Here is a 16,527-nt window from a genome sequence, read left to right as displayed (position 1 = left end):
AAGCTGGTTGTGGATAACACCCCAGCCGTTACCGAAGTCACTGACACTATCGACACTTCGACTGTCACCCTGACTGCTAGCAGCAACTCCGTCGCCGAAGGCGGCACCATTACCTACACCGCTTCGGTGAACCACGAAGTTACCGGTAGCGACCTGGTAGTGAAACTGGCTAACGGCCAGACCATCACCATCCCAGTTGGCCAGTCGTCGAACTCGGTGGACTACACCGTGCCGAACAGCGTCCACACGACCAAACCGGACGTGAGCAACGCGATCACTGAAATCACTGGTGGTAACTACGAGAAAGTGGTTGGCGAAGGCAAGCCAGTTACTTCGGTAACTCAGGGCCCAGGCACTGAAGACACCACCGAGCTGAAGCTGACCGCGACCGATACCGTGGCCGAAGGCGGCAAGATCACATACACCGTGACCTTGACCAACCCAGCCGGCAGCGATGTCACTGTCAAACTGAGCAATGGCGAAACCATCACCATTGCCAAAGGCCAGACCGAAAACAGCATCTCCATCGATGCCCCGGCTGATGACGTCTACATCGATGCCGAGAAGCTCAGCGTCACTGTGGATAAAGCCACTGGCGGCGACTTCGAGAAGCTGGTTGTGGATAACACCCCAGCCGTTACCGAAGTCACTGACACCATCGATACTTCGACTGTCACCCTGACTGCTAGCAGCAACTCCGTCGCCGAAGGCGGCACCATCACCTACACCGCTTCGGTAAACCACGAAGTTACCGGCAGCGACCTGGTAGTGAAACTGGCCAACGGCCAGACCATCACCATCCCAGTTGGCCAGTCGTCGAGCTCGGTGGACTACACCGTGCCGAACAGCGTCCACACGACCAAACCGGACGTGAGCAACGCGATCACTGAAATCACTGGTGGTAACTACGAGAAAGTCGTCGGCGAAGGTAAGCCAGTTACTTCCGTGACCCAAGGTCCAGGTACTGAAGACACTACCGGGCTGAAGCTGACCGCAACCGATACCGTGGCCGAAGGCGGCAAGATCACGTACACCGTGACCTTGACCAACCCGGCTGGCAGCGACGTCACCATCAAGCTGAGCAATGGCGAAACCATCACCATCGCCAAAGGCCAGACCGAGAACAGCATCTCCATCAATGCCCCGGCTGATGACGTCTACATCGACGCTGAAAAACTCAGCGTCACTGTGGATAAAGCCACTGGTGGCGACTTCGAGAAGCTGGTTGTAGATAACACGCCAGCCGTCACCCAAGTCACCGACACCATCGACACCAGCACCGTGAAGCTGACCGCAAGCACCGCTTCGGTCAACGAAGGCGGCACCGTTACCTACACCGCGACCGTGGACAACAAAGTCACCGGCAGCGACTTGGTGCTGAAGCTGGCCAACGGCCAGTCGATCACCATTCCGGTCGGCCAAACCAGCGCAAGCGTGGATTACGTCGCGCCAAACAACCCGTACAACACCAACCCGAATCTCACCAACAGCATCACCGAGATGAAGGGCGGCAACTACGAGAAGCTGGTGAGCACGGGTAGCCCTGTGACCGTCGTCAACGACGTGCCAGGCACCAAAGACACCACCACCCTGGCCGTAACCGCGCCAGATACCGTGGCCGAAGGCGGCAAGATCACCTACACCGTGACCTTGTCCAACCCGGCCGGCAGCGACATGACCGTGAAGCTGAGCAACGGCGAGACAATCGCCATTGCCAAAGGCCAGTCCGAAGGCAAGATCACCATCAATGCGCCGGCTGACGACGTCTACATCGACGCCGAGAAGCTCAGCGTCACCGTGGTGCAAACCACCGGTGGCGACTTCGAGAACCTGTCGGTAAGCAGCACGCCTGCGGTCACTCAGGTGACCGACACCATCGACACCAGCACCGTGAAGCTGACTGGCACCGCTTCGGTGAACGAAGGCGGCACCATCACCTATACCGCGACCGTTGACCACGCCGTCACCGGCAGCGCCCTGGTGTTGAAGCTGGCCAACGGCCAGTCGATCACCATTCCGGTCGGCCAAACCACCGGCAGCGTGGACTACGTCGCGCCAAACAACCCGTACAACACCAACCCGAATCTCACCAACAGCATCACCGAGATGAAGGGCGGCAACTACGAGAAACTGGTGAGCACGGGCAGCCCGGTCACCGTGGTCAACGACACCCCGGCCACCAAGGACGTCACCACCCTGACCCTGACGGCGACCCCGTCGGTCGAGGAGGGCGGCAAGATCACCTACACCGCCACGCTGTCGAACCCGGCTGGCACCAACATGACCATCAAGTTGAGCAATGGCGAGGTCATCTCCATTGCCAAGGGTGCGTCTGTTGGCGCGATCACCATCAATGCCCCGGCGGATGACCCGTACATCGATGCAGGCACCGTGCAGGCCAAGATCGACGGTTCTACCGGGGGTGACTTCGAGCTGCTGGCGATCGATGGTTCCTACTCCGTCACCCAGGTGACCGACACCATCGACACCAGCACCGTGAAGCTGACCGCCAGCACCGCGTCGGTCAGCGAAGGCGGCACCATTACCTACACCGCGACCGTCGACAATAAAGTCACCGGCAGCGACCTGGTGCTGAAGCTCGCCAACGGCCAATCGATCACCATTCCGGTCGGCCAGACCACCGGCAGCGTGGACTACGTCGCGCCAAACAACCCGTACAACACCAACCCGAATCTCAACAACAGCATCACCGAGATGAAGGGCGGCAACTACGAGAAGCTGGTCAGCACTGGCAGCCCGGTCACTGTCGTCAACGACGTGCCAGGCACTAAAGACACCACCACCCTGGCGGTTACCGCCCCAGGCAGCGTGGCCGAAGGCGGCAAGATCACCTACACCGTGACCTTGTCCAACCCTGCTGGCAGCGACATGACCGTCAAGCTGAGCAACGGCGAAACCGTGACCATTGCCAAAGGCCAGTCCGAAGGCAAGATCACCATCGACGCGCCAAGCGACGACGTTTATATCGATGCTGAAAAACTCAGCGTGACCGTGGTGCAAACCACCGGTGGCGACTTCGAAAACCTGGCGGTCAGCAGCACGCCTGCGGTCACCCAGGTTACCGACACCATCGACGACACCGGCCTGAAACTGAGCGCCACGCCAAGCGTTGCCGAAGGCGGCCAGATCACCTACGTTGCCACCTTGACCAACAAGGCCGGCACCGCCATGACCGTGACCCTGAGCAATGGCGCGGTCATCAACATCGAGGCGGGCAAGACCACAGGTTCCATAACCGTGCCGGCGCCCGCGGATGATGTGTACATCGATGCCGGGGATGTTTCGGCGAAGATCACCGGCACCACCGGTGGCAACTTCGAGAACCTGGTGGTCAGCAGCACCCCGGCAGTAACGGCGGTGACCGACACCATCAACCCGACCACCCTGAGCATCGGTGGCACCACTGCTGTGGCTGAAGGCGGCAATGCCACCTACACCCTGACCTTGACCAGCAAGGCTCAAACCGATGTGACCGTGAAGCTGAGCTACTCCGGCACCGCCACCAATGGCGCGGACTACACCGGTGTGGCCACCGTTGTGATCAAGGCCGGCAGCGACAAGGCCGAGTTCAGCATCCCGACGATCAAGGACAACATCACCGAAGGCACCGAGCACTTCACCGTCAAGATCGACTCGGCGACCGGTGGCAACTTCGAGAAGCTCGACGTCAGCGGCAGTGCCGGCAGCGTCACTACGCAGATCTTCGAACCAGCCCCGGTGCTGGATCTGGACGCCAACGATTCCAGCGGCAAGACCGGCGCCGACTACCAGACCACCTTCACCGAGAACCAGCCGGGTAGCGGTGTGTCGATCGGCGACGTCGATGTGACCATCACCGACTTCGACAGCTCGCAACTGACTGGCGCCACGGTGATCCTCACCAACCGCCAGCCGGGTGATGCGCTGAACCTGGGCAACAGCGTCAATGGCATCAGCATCAACGCCAACAGCACTGAAGGCAAAGTGGTCCTGGTGCTCAGCGGCACCGCGTCGCTGGCTGACTACATCCAGGCGATCAAGAACATCACCTTCATCAACACCAGCGAAGACCCGAGCACTACGCCGCGGATCATCACGGTGACGGTGACTGATGGCGTCAACACCTCGAACACCGCCACCACCACGGTCAACGTGATCGCGGTCAACGATGCACCGACCAGCACTGGCGGGGCCGTGACCGGCGTCGAAGACACCGACCTGGTGCTGAACTGGAGCAACTTCAACGTCAGCGACGTCGATTCGCCGGTCAGCAGCCTGGGTGTCACCATCACGCAGTTGCCAGGCGCTGGCACGCTGAAGCTGCTGAGTGGCAACACCTGGGTGGACGTCAAGGCGGGCCAGACCATCAGTCAGGCCGACATCGCTGCCGGCAAGCTCAAGTTCGTGCCGCTGGCCAACCAGTCTGGCGTCGATGCCTATGGCGGCACCGGTGTGGGCAACAAGCAGGCCGACTACGCGCAGATCAAGTACAAGCCAACCGATGGCAAGGACGCGGGTAGCGAATCGACCCTGAAAGTCGACATCACGCCGGTGGCCGACAAGCCAGACCTGAGCATTGGCAACAACAACGTCAATTCGCTCGGCCTGACCAAGGAAACCTGGACCAGCCTCAACGGCCTGGGCAACAACGGCAATGGCATCACGGGCGACACCCTGAAAAACGTGTTTGCCAACTCCGGCAGCGCCGGCAAGACCGAGCAGGTCACCACTGTCGATACCGTCGCCTCGGTCACCGCCGGTACCGGTTCGAAGACGTCCGGCCTGGTGTACCTGGAAGCCGGCAAGACCTACGCCTTCAGCGGCACTGCCGATGACAGCCTGCAGATCGTCGTGGGCGGCAAGAACGTTGCCGGCGCCACCTGGGCCTCGAACAGCGGTGCCATTACTGGCAGCTTCACCCCGCTCACCAGCGGTTACTACACCCTGGAAATCTACAACGCCAACCAGAGCGGCCCTGGCAGCCTGGACGTCAACATCAAGGTAGGCAACGGCCCGGTCACCGACCTGAGCAGCGCCAACATCCCGATGTACCCGAACGTCACCGCGCTGGCCAACGCCGGTGTGACCGTTTCCGACCTGCACGGCAGCAACGGCACGGGCTACTACGACGGCTACAAGATGAACGAAGGCGGCGAGAACGGCGCGCCGGTCAAGCTGGTGGGCATCAGCACCAACCTGACCGACACCGACGGCTCCGAGACCCTGGGCGTCAAGCTCAGCGGCATCCCGGCAGGCTCGGTGGTGGCTGACAACGCTGGCCACACCTTCACCGTCGGCACCGCCGCTGTGGACGTGACTGGCTGGAACCTGGGCAGCCTGACCATCAAGCCGCCGGCCTACTACGCTGGCCAGTTCGACGTGAAGGTCACCTCGACTGCCACCGAAAGCGTTGGCGGCAGCACCGCCACCACTGAAGGCAGCATCAAGGTCACCGTCTACCCGCAGACCTACACCACCAGCAACCTGACCTCGGGTTCCGACAACTTCAGCGGCACCGACGGCAACGATATCGTCGTCGCCGACGTCAATGGCCTGCACGTCGTACCGGGCAAGGACTACAACCTGGCGTTCATCGTCGACACCTCCGGCAGCATGGGTTCGAGCGGTGTGGATGCGGCGAAGAAATCCCTGGAGTCGGTGTTCAAGACCCTGGCCGCCAGCGTCAAGGGCGACCAGTCGGGTACCGTGAACATCCTGCTGGTGGACTTCGCCACCCAGGTCAAGACGTCCATCTCGGTCAACCTCAACAACGGTGGCTTGCAGACGCTGATCGATGCGCTCGGCAAACTCACCTCCGGCGGCGGTACCAACTACGAGGACGCCTTCAAGACCACGGCCAACTGGTTCCAGAACCTGCAGAACTCCGGCAGTACCGGCAAGAACCAGACGTTCTTCATCACTGACGGCCAGCCGACCTACTACCAGACCAACGAGTCCACCAACCCCAACCTGGGTTACAACGGCTCGACGCTGGACGGCTACCTGTCGTCGATCAACTACAAGCTGGGTGATACCGTCTACCGCGGTGCAGTGGACGCCTATACCCGCGCCACCATTGATGCCAACGGCAACCTGAAGGTCGAGTACAAGTCTGGCAACAGCTGGTACAACTTCGGCTCTGGCGTCATTCATTCCGAAGGCAATGGCGGGTTCGAGGTGTCGACCTTGGCCGGTACTGGCAACAGCACCGACGGCGCGACGCTCAGCAACTCGCTGGACAGCTTCAAGCTGCTCTCGGGGCTGTCCAACGTCGAGGCCATTGGCCTGAACAGCGACGTCAAGCCGAATGACCTGAAGCCGTACGACTCCGATGGCGTGACCCAGACCAACATCGACCCGAGCAAGCTGGCCGAGGCCATCCTTGGCCATACCGAGGCCACTGTGCCGGGTAACGACACGGTCAGCGGCGGTGATGGCAACGACATTATCTTCGGCGACCTGGTGACCTTCGATGGCATCGCCGGTACTGGCGTAGAAGCTATCCAGGCCTATGTGGCGGGCAAGCTGGGCGTGGACGCGGGCGATGTCGATGCGCGGGCGATGCACAAGTACGTCAGCGAGCACTACACCGAGTTCGACGTGTCGCGCACCAATGACGGTGCCGACACCCTGCTTGGCGGTGCTGGCGACGACATCATCTTTGGCCAGGGCGGCAACGACTACATCGATGGTGGCAAGGGCAACGACATCCTGCTGGGCGGTAGCGGCAACGACATCCTCATCGGTGGCGAAGGCAATGACCTGCTGTTTGGCGGTGCCGGCAACGACACGCTGATCGGCGGCAAAGGCAACGACATCATGGCCGGTGGCAGCGGCGCCGATACCTTCGTGTGGAAGGCCGGTGACCTGGGCAACGACGTGATCAAGGACTTCAACGTCAAGGAAGGCGACCGCCTCGACCTCAGCGACCTGCTGCAGGGCGAGAAGGCCAGCACCATCGACAACTACCTGAAGATCACCACGGTCAATGGCGAATCGACCCTGCAGGTGAGCACTGAAGGCAAGCTCAACGCCGCTGGCGGCCTTGGCAATGCCGACGTGACCATCAAGCTTGAAGGGGTCAACTGGTCCAACACCACGATCAACTCGTTGATCAGCGGTGCCGACCCGACCATCAAGATCGACAACAACTGACCCTCGTCCCCACTGGCGGCCTTTACCGGCCGCCAGTGGGGCCTTGGGCTTTCCCGCTCATCGCTTGACGCGCATACTCGCGCGCCGGGGCTGCGTGCCCGGGAACTTCGCCTATGCTGCTGACTACCAAGAAGGAATCACCGTGACGAGGGACGAGGCCATGTTCTACGTGCAACGCGACGCCGAGGGCGGGTTGCTACGGGTAGAAGCCGCTGCGTTTGACGAAAGTACCGAGACGTTGCCAGCCGATCACGCTGAGATTCAGGAGTGGTTTGCCGACGATGTGGTCGAGAACAGCCTTCGTCAGCTAAAGCAGAGCGACCTGGACATGATCCGGGTGCTTGAAGACTTGATCGAGGTGCTGACCACCAAAGGGGTGATCAGCATCACGGATTTGCCAGCTGGTGCGCAGTCCAAGCTGCTCAACCGCTCCACAGCGCGTAAGGCGCTGGGCAGTTTGACCAATCTGATCGAAGAAGAAGACGAGCAAGGGTTGATCTGAGGCCAAAGTCACCACACCCCGTGTAGGAGCGGCCTTGCGTCGCGAAAGGGCTGCGAAGCAGCCCCTAGATCTTTGCATCACGCAACATAGCTGGGGCTGCTTCGCAGCCCTTTCGCGGCACAAGGCCGCTCCTACACGGGATCGCGTGAGGTTTTAGCTCAGTTCAACACCCGCGCCGGCTCATCCGGCGGCAGGTTGCTGTGCCCACGTGGGCGCTGCGGCTTGCCCGGCACCGAGCCACCCAGCTGATCAGCCAACTGCTGCGCAACATCCTCACCCAGCGCTTTCGACACTTCACGCACCACGCGCGGACGGTTCAACGTCACGCGGCGGTCCTGGCCATTCACCAGCTTGGTGTCCTGCCCTTCACCCATGGCGGTGAACGCCGAGGTGATTTCGTACGTGCGGGTGTTGATCAGGCTGAAATCGGCCACTACGGTCAAGCCCAGCACCGCCGAATAACTGTCGGTGTGGTCCAGCGCGTTGGTGTCCTGCTGGAAGTCGATATCCGATAACGTGCCGAACAGCACATAGTCGGCACCGGGGAACGCGCCGTTCTTGATACGGCGGATCACGTCGTAGACGTCTTCCTTGGAGGCTGCGGTATAAGGGCGGCCCTGCACCAGCTGGAACATGCCGGTCTTGAGGATCTCGCCCTTGATATCACCGCCAAACTTGCGCAGCTCGGTCTGTTCGATATAGCTGTTGAGGCTTTCGTACTCGCTGTAGCTCGCCTGGCTGCTGCCGTGATACAGGCTCGACTGCGAGCTGTTCTGGGCATTGACGGTGTGGATGTACTCCTCCACCTGCGCCTGGTAGGCGAGGTCGGTCACCGCCACCTTCGGGGCCGCCTGCGCGCCGAACGCGCAAGCCAGGCCAATGACTGCCATCCATGCACGCATTGATCAGCGCTCCGTGGTCTTGCGGATTTCTTTCTCGTCCATCCACTCGGCCAAGCCGCTTTCGACGTCGATCAACTGCAGGCTGAACTTGTAGAACACGTCCTTGTAGTCGCTGCTGCGCTTGACGATGGAGCTGATCGAGCCTTCCAGTCGGTATTGCGCGGCGATCATGTTGCCGGTCTTGGCCACAGTGTTTTTCTTGTACAGGCCGCTCTGGTTTTGCAGCTTCAGCTGGTCGACCTGGCTCTGCATGGCGTTGTTGTCGCTGGCAAAGCGGGCTACGCCGCTCTTCATCAGCTGGGTCTTGATCGAGGTGGTGATTTCGCGGGTATCGATGTACTCGCTGGTCTTGTTCTTGACGTCGTACACCTGCACCACCGGACGGCCGCTGAGCACCCCGGACTGAGCCAGCGAGCGGGTCATGCTCTCGGCGATCATCTGCAGGTCGGTCGAACCGAACTCGTTGGTGACCAGCTCTACAGCCTTGTTGTCGCCGTAGCTGATGTTCTTGCCGCCCAGTACCGGCGACGGGGTGCTGCAACCGCTGACCAGGGCAATGGCGAGGGCGGCGAGGGAAATGCGTGCAAACATGGGTCTTGCTCCTGAATGGGTTTACCGGGTGTGGACTTCGAGGCGGAAGTCAGTGGCTTGAGGCGTCGGCGCGATAGCCGGCAGGAACTTGGCCTGCTTGCCGTACAGCGGCAGGGCCTTCCAGCTTTCTTCGTCGGCGACCGGGAAGCCGTCATCGCCCACCCAGGCGAAGCGGTAGAACAGGGTCTGGTTGCTGCGGCTGGTGTTGGTCAGCGCCACGTTGACGGTCAGAAACCCGTTTTCGCGGGCCACACGCATCTGGCCGATTTCAATGTCATCGAGCTGGCCCATGGTCACCACCTTGCTGGCGGCGCTGCCAGGGGCAGGCGGCGGCGGGGTGGCGCAGCCGGCCAGAAGGGCGGCGGCTGCCAGGGCGAGGCATGTTCTGCGCATGTTCGTTCCTTGAGGTTATTTGAGTGCGGCCACGGCCTGGGCCGGGGCTTGCGCAGCGACTTCGACAGCCGGGCCGCCAGCGAATACACGGTTGCCGACCACACGCAGGCTGACCACCTGGTACGGGCGGTCGATCTTCACCTTTACCTGAGCGCCGCCGAGGCTGGTCGGCAGGCTTAGCTGATGCTCGCCGGGCGCCAGGCGCAGGCGTACGACCTGGGTCTGGTCGGGCAGGGTGCGCCAGGTGCGGGTGTCGGCGCCTTCGACAACGGCCGAGGCCAGGCCCAGCACCAGGCCAGCCATGGGGTTGGTCTTGTTCAGGTTGTGCTGCGCCACGCCACGGCTGATGCCACGCACGCTGGTGCGCAGGATGATGCCTGGCATGTCGTCACGCAGCGCGCGGCGCGACATGGCGTTGGTGCTGTTGAGCGAGGTCAGGGCCAGGGTTTTGTCGTCCAGGCGGATTTCGCTCAGCGGGGCGGTGGAGGTGTCGTCGCGGATGATCGGGAACGACAGCGGCACGATCACCAGTTGGTTGTCGATGGGCAGTGGCAGCGGTACGCGGATGGAATCGCGGGCGGGCGCCAGGCCGCTTTGCACCACGACCAGCACGTCGCTTTCGCCGGGCTTGGCGCTGTTTTTATCCAGCGCCAGCAGGGCCTGGTCCAGCAACGGGGTGTTCGGGCGCAGCTCGGCGGCCTTGCGGTAGCCCGGCGCAGCCAGGCCTTTTTCGCCAAGGGCTTCGTAGACGAAACCGGACAGGTAATGGCTGAATGCGCTCTGGTAGCTGTTTTTCAGGCTGACCACTTCAGGGGCGTCGAGGCTGGCGACCGGGTAACCCTGCAGGTCTTTGTATTCGGTCTTGATGCCTTGGCGCTCGGCGTCTTCTTCGCGCTTGAGGTATTCCTTGTCGCGCAGCTCAGCGATGACCGCTTCACGCTCGTGGGTCTTCTTGATTTCGGTACGCGCACCGTCGAAATCGTTCTGCGCCAGCAGGTTCAGCGCCATTTGCGTGCTGAGCATGACTTTTTCGTAGTCGTAGCCTTCGTAGCGGCGCACCTTGTCGTTGACCAGGTAGCTGCCGAACTGGCTCAGGTACTTGCCGGTGTCGAGCTTGACCGCGTCTTCCCACTGCAGCACTACGCTGTCGGCGGAAAGCCAGGCCAGCTGGCTGCCGACAAGGTCGCCCTTGGAGCGCAGCAGTTCGCCCTTCTCGAAGTAGTAGAGCAGGTCTTTCTGCTCACCCTTGTTGTTGCTTTCGAGCAAGGCCAGGGCGGCGTCGATATTGCCCGCAGCGAGCTGCTGGTTGGTTTCCTGCAGTTCGCTGTCGTAGCTGCGGAATACCGAACAGCCAGACAGCTGCACGGCGGCGAGCAGAGTCGCCAGGGTCAGAGCACGGGATACCATCGGACTTCATCATTCCCTGAATCGGTAGAGCCACGGGGGCGGGGCGGCAGTCCCTCTGGTTATTACCAGAACCTCTCGTTGGAGGGGCCTTGATCGCTACGGGCTATTTCGGCGGGGCGGAGTATACCTAAAGTGATGGCATTGAGATGGCCAGTCGCTTCCGAAATCCGAGTAGGAAACATCTGCCATTCCAAGGAATGAAATTTGTCTCAAGATTTTTCATGAAATCCCGCGGGCGAACCTTGAGTGGCCATGAACCTAAGTGAACAATGTTCACTTTCGTATCTGCATCGAGACTCGCCATGAAATTCCGTTTCCGTCTGCGCACGTGGCTGCATGCTTTGCTGCTTGGCCCGGTGCTGGCGCTGTGCAGCACCTTGGCCCAGGCCGAAGCGCCGGCCGACGCTACCAAGGCTTTGCACCTGCTCGATTACATCGGCGCCGACTACCCGCCGACGGTGGCTGGCGGCAAGGTGCTGGATGCCGGCGAGTACCGTGAGCAGGTCGAGTTCAGCGCGGTGCTTGCCGAGCTGGTCCAGGGCCTGCCGGCCCACGCCGAGCGTGCAGCGCTCGAGCAAGGGGTGCAGCACTTGCGCCAAGCCATCGAGCAACGCCAGGACGGGCCGCAGGTCGCCCGCCAGGCCCGTCAGCTGGGCGCACGCCTGGCGGTGGCCTATGAAGTCAGCCAGGCGCCGGTGATTACCCCGGACCCGGCGCGGGGCGCTGCGTTGTATGCGCAGAACTGCTCGATCTGCCACGGCGATACCGGGCTTGGCGATGGCCCGGCGGGTGTTGGCCTTGAGCCGGCACCGGCTAACCTGCGCAACGCCGAGCGCCTCGACCAGTTGAGCCTGTTCGACCTGTACAACACCCTTGGGCTGGGCATCGAAGGCACCGAGATGCCGTCGTTCGCCGACCAGCTCGACGAGCGCCAGCGCTGGGACGTGGCGGCCTACATCGCCAGCTTCACTGCAGACCCGCAGGCCGCCAAAGGCGAGAAAACCTGGAACATCGCCGAGCTGGCCCGGCAGACGCCGGCGGAGGTGGCCGCCGGCGAAGGCGCCGCCAGCCTGGCTGCATTCCGTGCCCAGCGCGCGCAACCGCCGCAGGTGCAGCGTGGCCCGGCGCAACTGCTCGACTACACCGCCAGCACCCTGGACAAGAGCCTGGCGGCTTACCGCAGCGGTGATCACGACCAGGCGTATGACCTGTCGGTGGCGGCGTATCTGGAGGGCTTCGAGCTGGTTGAAAGCTCACTCGACAACATCGACACCCAGGCCCGCAAAGACACCGAAAAGACCCTGATGGCCTACCGCCAGGCGCTACAGGATGGTTTGCCCGTCGCCCAGGCCGAACAGCGCCTGGCCGTGGCCAAGGCCAAGCTCGAAGAGGCCGCCAAGTTGCTTGGCAGCGACGGCTTGAGCTGGTCGCTGAGCTACATCTCAGGCTTGCTGATTCTGCTGCGTGAGGGCCTTGAGGCGATTCTGGTGCTGGCGGCAATCCTGGCGTTCCTGCGCAACACCGGGCAGCAGTCGGCAGTGCGCAGCGTCAACATCGGCTGGGGCCTGGCGCTGGTCGCAGGTTTCGCCACTTGGGCGCTGGCTGCCTATGTGATCAACGTGGGTGGCGCCCAGCGCGAGCTGCTGGAAGGCTGCACCGCGCTGTTTGCGGCGGTGATGGTGCTGTGGCTGGGGGTGTGGATGCACGACCGGCGCCATGCGGCGGCCTGGCAGGATTACATCAAGAGCAGTCTGGTCAGCGGTGGCGGGCGCTTCGGCTTTGCCATGCTGGCGTTCTTCTCGGTGTACCGCGAGTTGTTCGAGGTGATCCTGTTCTACGAAACCCTGTGGTTGCAGGCAGGGCCTGCCGGCCACCAGGCGGTGCTTGCCGGTGGTGCCACGGCGCTGGTGCTGCTGGTGGGCCTGGCCTGGGTGATTCTGCGCGGCTCGGCGAAACTGCCATTGTCGCTGTTCTTCAGCATCAACGCCGCGTTGCTGTGTGCGTTGTCGGTGGTGTTCGCCGGGCACGGCATCAAGGCGCTGCAAGAGGCCGGGGTGCTGGGCACGCGGCCGCTGGCGTTCTTTGAGTTCGACTGGCTGGGGATTCATGCCGATGCCTATTCGCTCAGTGCACAAGCGCTGGCGTTGCTGGCGATTGTGGTGCTGTACGGGCGTAGCTGGCTGGCCGAGAAGCGCCGCGGTCTTGTGTAGGACGGACGCGTAAACGGCATCGATAGAGGGCTTGGCGAGGTCTGTAGGAGCGGGCTTGCCCCGCGAAGAGGCCAGCAGGCCGAGCCAAGTTGGCTGCCCTGACGCTAGCGCGCTGCACGGCGGGCTTGCCCGCAACGTGGCCAGGCCAGACACTAGTGCCCTGTGATTTGAAAAGCGGAACATGCCCAATGCGTATATGGATCGATGCCGACGCCTGCCCCAAGGCGGCCAAGGAACTGATCGTCAAGTTCGCCCTCAAGCGCAAGCTCGAAGTGGTGATGGTCGCCGGCCAGCCGCAGATCAAGCCGGCCTTCGCCTGCGTGCGGCTGATCGTGGTCCCCAGCGGCATGGATGCAGCCGATGACTATCTGGTAGAAAACGCCATCCCCGGCGAGCTTGTGATCTGCAGCGACGTGCCGTTGGCCGATCGGCTGGTAAAAAACGGTGTGGCGGCGCTCGACCCGCGTGGTCGCGAGTTCGACGAGCGCAACATGGGCGACCGGCTGGCCGTGCGTAACCTGTTCACCGATCTGCGCGAGCAAGGCCAGGTGGGGGGCGGGCAGCCGCCCTACGGCGAGCGCGAGAAGCAGGCCTTCGCCAACTCGCTGGACCGGATTCTGACCCGCCTGTCGCAGCAATACCCCGCCACAACGTCGGGCTCGCCGGAGTAGGCGGCAAGCCCGTGTTGGTCAGTCGTTCTCGTGGGTCAGTTCCAGCACCCGGTCGACCAGCTTGTAGATACCGCCCGCTGCATCGCTGATCGATTGAGCGGTCATGTAGGCCGGGGTGGTCACCAGCTTGCGCGGCACGTCCTCGACGATGTCGTGCACGTCGCACTCTTCGTGGGTGCCGCCCATCTTCACCACCGCGCCGGCGGTGTCGGCATCAGTACCGATGGTGCAGACCACCCCCGGGCCGTAGATCTTCGCGGCCAGCGCCGGCGAGATGCACATCATGCCGACCGGCTTGCAGTCAGCGGCGAACGCCTCGGCCAGGGCCAAAACGTCGGGGTTGACCGTGCAGTCGGCGCCCTTTTCGGCGAAATCCGACAGGTTCTTCGCCGCGCCAAAGCCCCCAGGCACGATCAGCGCATCGAAATCGTCGGCCTTGGCCTCGCGGATGTCCTGCACCTGGCCGCGTGCGATGCGCGCCGACTCAACCAGCACGTTGCGCGATTCTGGCATTTCTTCGCCGGTCAGGTGGTTGATCACATGCTTCTGCGCGATGTTTGGCGCAAAGCACTGCACCTCGGCGCCGCGCTGGTCGAGGCGCAGCAGGGTAATCACGCTTTCATGGATTTCGGCGCCGTCGTACACGCCGCAGCCGGACAGAATCACCGCAACTTTTTTCTTCATGCTCGTTACTCCCGGGGCGAGGCACTCAATGGCCTTCAGTTTGGCAGAGGTGGCCGCGTAACGCGTGCCCATGCTGCTTGGAACGCAAGCAGCGCGACGTGTTCAGAGTTTGCCTGCGACAGCCGGCAGGGGGGGGGCGCGGCTTATTGCGGGTCGCGGCCTTGGGGCGTGTCTTGCTGCTCGGCTGCCGCCTGTTCGGCCAGGCTTTGCTCGGCTGCCAGGCGCTCGGCGCGGCTGTTGCGGTAACGGCGGCGCAGCCACAGGCCGAGGCCCAGCACCAGCAGCGCGCCCAGCACCCACAGCTCGTACTTCTTGATGCTGCCGAGCATGCCTTCGAGGATGGCGCCAAAGTGATAGGCAGCAAGGCCCAGGGCCAGCGCCCAGACTGCAGCACCGATACCGTTGAGCAGCAGATAGCGGCGCGGGGGGTAGCCCGACAGGCCGATGGCGACCGGCATTACCGTGCGCAGGCCGTAGACGAAGCGGAAGCTCAGCACCCAGATGTCCGGGTGGCGGCGAATGTGCTCGAGGGCGCGGTCGCCCATGGCTTGCCAGCGCGGCTTGCGGGCAAGGATCTTGCGCCCGTGGCGGCGGCCCATGAAGTACCACAACTGGTCACCGGCATAGCTGCCGCAGAAGGCGACTACCACCACCAGCTTGATGTCCATGTATTCGCGGAACGCAAGAAAACCGGCCAGTACCAGGATGGTCTCGCCTTCGAAGAACGTGCCGAGAAAAAGGGCAAAGTAGCCGAAATCGTTCAGGAATTGTTGAAGCATTTTCAGGCGTGCTGGCGAAATGAACGCGCAGCCTACCCCTTCGCGGGCGTTGGGGAAAGTGTCGAAATGTGTCTCGACGTGAACAATTCCTACAGGGAGAATGACTGCGGCTACACGTCGCAGGGTTGCCTCAGGGTGTAACACAGGCGTCATAATGGCCGCTTATAACTGTCGCGCTAGCCCGCCTGCGCGGGCTCAGGAGTCTGCCGTGAGCTTTACCCCCGCCAACCGTATGTTTCCTGCCACCCGTTTGCGTCGCAACCGCCGGGATGAATTCTCCCGTCGCCTGGTTCGCGAAAACACCCTGACTGTCGATGACCTGATTCTTCCGGTATTCGTCCTCGATGGCGAAAACCGCCGTGAAGAAATCCCGTCCATGCCAGGCGTCGAGCGCCTGTCCATCGACCTGCTGCTCGAAGCTGCACAGGGTTGGGTCGAGCTGGGCATCCCGGCGCTGGCGCTGTTCCCGGTAACCCCGGTTGAAAAGAAATCCCTGGATGGCGCTGAAGCCTGGAACCCCGACGGCATTGCCCAGCGCGCCACCCGCGCGTTGCGCGCGCGCTTCCCGGAGCTGGGCGTGATCACCGACGTCGCCCTCGACCCGTTCACCACCCACGGACAGGACGGCATCCTCGATGAAGAGGGTTACGTTCAGAACGACATCACCGTCGATGCACTGGTCCGCCAGGCGCTGTCGCACGCCGAAGCTGGCGCCCAGGTGGTAGCCCCTTCGGACATGATGGACGGCCGCCTGGGCGCGATCCGCGAAGCCCTGGAAGTGGCTGGCCACGTCAACGTGCGCATCATGGCCTATTCGGCCAAGTATGCCAGCGCCTACTACGGCCCGTTCCGCGATGCGGTGGGCTCGGCGTTGAACCTGGGCAAGGCCAACAAGGCTTCCTACCAGATGGACCCGGCCAACAGCGATGAAGCCCTGCACGAAGTGGCCACCGACCTCGCCGAAGGCGCCGACATGGTCATGGTCAAGCCGGGCATGCCGTACCTGGACATCCTCTACCGCGTCAAAACCGAGTTCAAAGTGCCGACCTTCGTCTACCAGGTCAGTGGCGAATACGCCATGCACATGGCCGCCATCCAGAATGGCTGGCTCAGCGAGGCTGTGATCCTCGAATCCCTTACCGCATTCAAAAGGGCAGGCGCCGATGGCATCCTGACCTATTTCGCCGTGCGTGCCGCTCAATTGATGAGAGGGCAGTAACGCCCTCAACAGGA

11 protein-coding genes are annotated in these 16,527 nt (G+C 62.5%); 5 read left to right on the top strand and 6 right to left on the bottom strand.

The window, feature by feature from the left end:
• Window positions 1–9: 9 nt before the first annotated feature.
• Both HU720_RS15795 and HU720_RS15790 read left to right on the top strand, forming a co-directional pair.
• Window positions 10–7,155: an immunoglobulin-like domain-containing protein gene (locus HU720_RS15795; protein ID WP_346656586.1), complete on the top strand. Its 7,146-nt coding sequence runs from the start codon at window positions 10–12 to the stop codon at window positions 7,153–7,155.
• A gap of 160 nt (window positions 7,156–7,315) precedes the next feature.
• Window positions 7,316–7,657, top strand: coding sequence for a tryptophan synthase subunit beta (locus HU720_RS15790; protein ID WP_186520870.1), 342 nt, complete (start codon window positions 7,316–7,318; stop codon window positions 7,655–7,657).
• Between the two features lie 158 nt (window positions 7,658–7,815).
• On the opposite strand, the gene HU720_RS15785 is transcribed toward HU720_RS15790, so the two are convergent.
• From HU720_RS15785 to HU720_RS15770, 4 genes are read right to left on the bottom strand one after another with little or no spacing between them, the layout of a single operon-like run.
• A complete protein-coding gene (locus tag HU720_RS15785) occupies window positions 7,816–8,559 on the bottom strand; it encodes a penicillin-binding protein activator LpoB (RefSeq protein ID WP_186520868.1) in 744 nt (247 codons plus the stop codon).
• 3 nt (window positions 8,560–8,562) lie between these two features.
• A complete protein-coding gene (gene lpoB / locus HU720_RS15780) occupies window positions 8,563–9,150 on the bottom strand; it encodes a penicillin-binding protein activator LpoB (protein WP_186520867.1) in 588 nt (195 codons plus the stop codon).
• A gap of 21 nt (window positions 9,151–9,171) precedes the next feature.
• Window positions 9,172–9,543, bottom strand: a complete 372-nt coding sequence (locus HU720_RS15775; protein WP_186520866.1) for a YcfL family protein — start codon at window positions 9,541–9,543, stop codon at window positions 9,172–9,174.
• 15 nt (window positions 9,544–9,558) lie between these two features.
• A complete protein-coding gene (locus HU720_RS15770) occupies window positions 9,559–10,950 on the bottom strand; it encodes a hypothetical protein (RefSeq protein ID WP_186520865.1) in 1,392 nt (463 codons plus the stop codon).
• Window positions 10,951–11,219: 269 nt separating this feature from the next.
• Here HU720_RS15770 and HU720_RS15765 point away from each other — a divergent pair, with 269 nt between their 5' ends.
• Both HU720_RS15765 and HU720_RS15760 read left to right on the top strand, forming a co-directional pair.
• On the top strand, window positions 11,220–13,160 hold the full coding sequence (locus HU720_RS15765; protein ID WP_186520864.1) for a cytochrome c/FTR1 family iron permease: 1,941 nt from the start codon (window positions 11,220–11,222) through the stop codon (window positions 13,158–13,160).
• Between the two features lie 188 nt (window positions 13,161–13,348).
• Window positions 13,349–13,831 (top strand): YaiI/YqxD family protein, encoded by a 483-nt coding sequence (locus HU720_RS15760; RefSeq protein WP_186520863.1) that lies wholly within the window; start codon window positions 13,349–13,351, stop codon window positions 13,829–13,831.
• 18 nt (window positions 13,832–13,849) lie between these two features.
• Here HU720_RS15760 and elbB read toward each other — a convergent pair whose 3' ends face one another.
• Both elbB and HU720_RS15750 read right to left on the bottom strand, forming a co-directional pair.
• On the bottom strand, window positions 13,850–14,515 hold the full coding sequence (elbB, locus tag HU720_RS15755) for an isoprenoid biosynthesis glyoxalase ElbB (protein ID WP_186520862.1): 666 nt from the start codon (window positions 14,513–14,515) through the stop codon (window positions 13,850–13,852).
• A gap of 143 nt (window positions 14,516–14,658) precedes the next feature.
• On the bottom strand, window positions 14,659–15,294 hold the full coding sequence (locus HU720_RS15750; RefSeq protein WP_186520861.1) for a DedA family protein: 636 nt from the start codon (window positions 15,292–15,294) through the stop codon (window positions 14,659–14,661).
• Between the two features lie 208 nt (window positions 15,295–15,502).
• Between HU720_RS15750 and hemB the strand changes: the two genes are divergently transcribed.
• The gene (gene hemB / locus HU720_RS15745; protein WP_186520860.1) at window positions 15,503–16,513 is read left to right on the top strand and encodes a porphobilinogen synthase; all 1,011 of its coding nucleotides are present in this window, start codon (window positions 15,503–15,505) and stop codon (window positions 16,511–16,513) included.
• The last annotated feature ends 14 nt before the right edge of the window (window positions 16,514–16,527 follow it).

Origin of the sequence: Pseudomonas sp. SWRI51, assembly GCF_014268825.1 — a bacterium.
In the GTDB taxonomy this organism is placed as follows: Bacteria; Pseudomonadota; Gammaproteobacteria; order Pseudomonadales; family Pseudomonadaceae; genus Aquipseudomonas; species Aquipseudomonas farsensis.
This window is presented reverse-complemented; position numbering and strand designations above follow the sequence as displayed.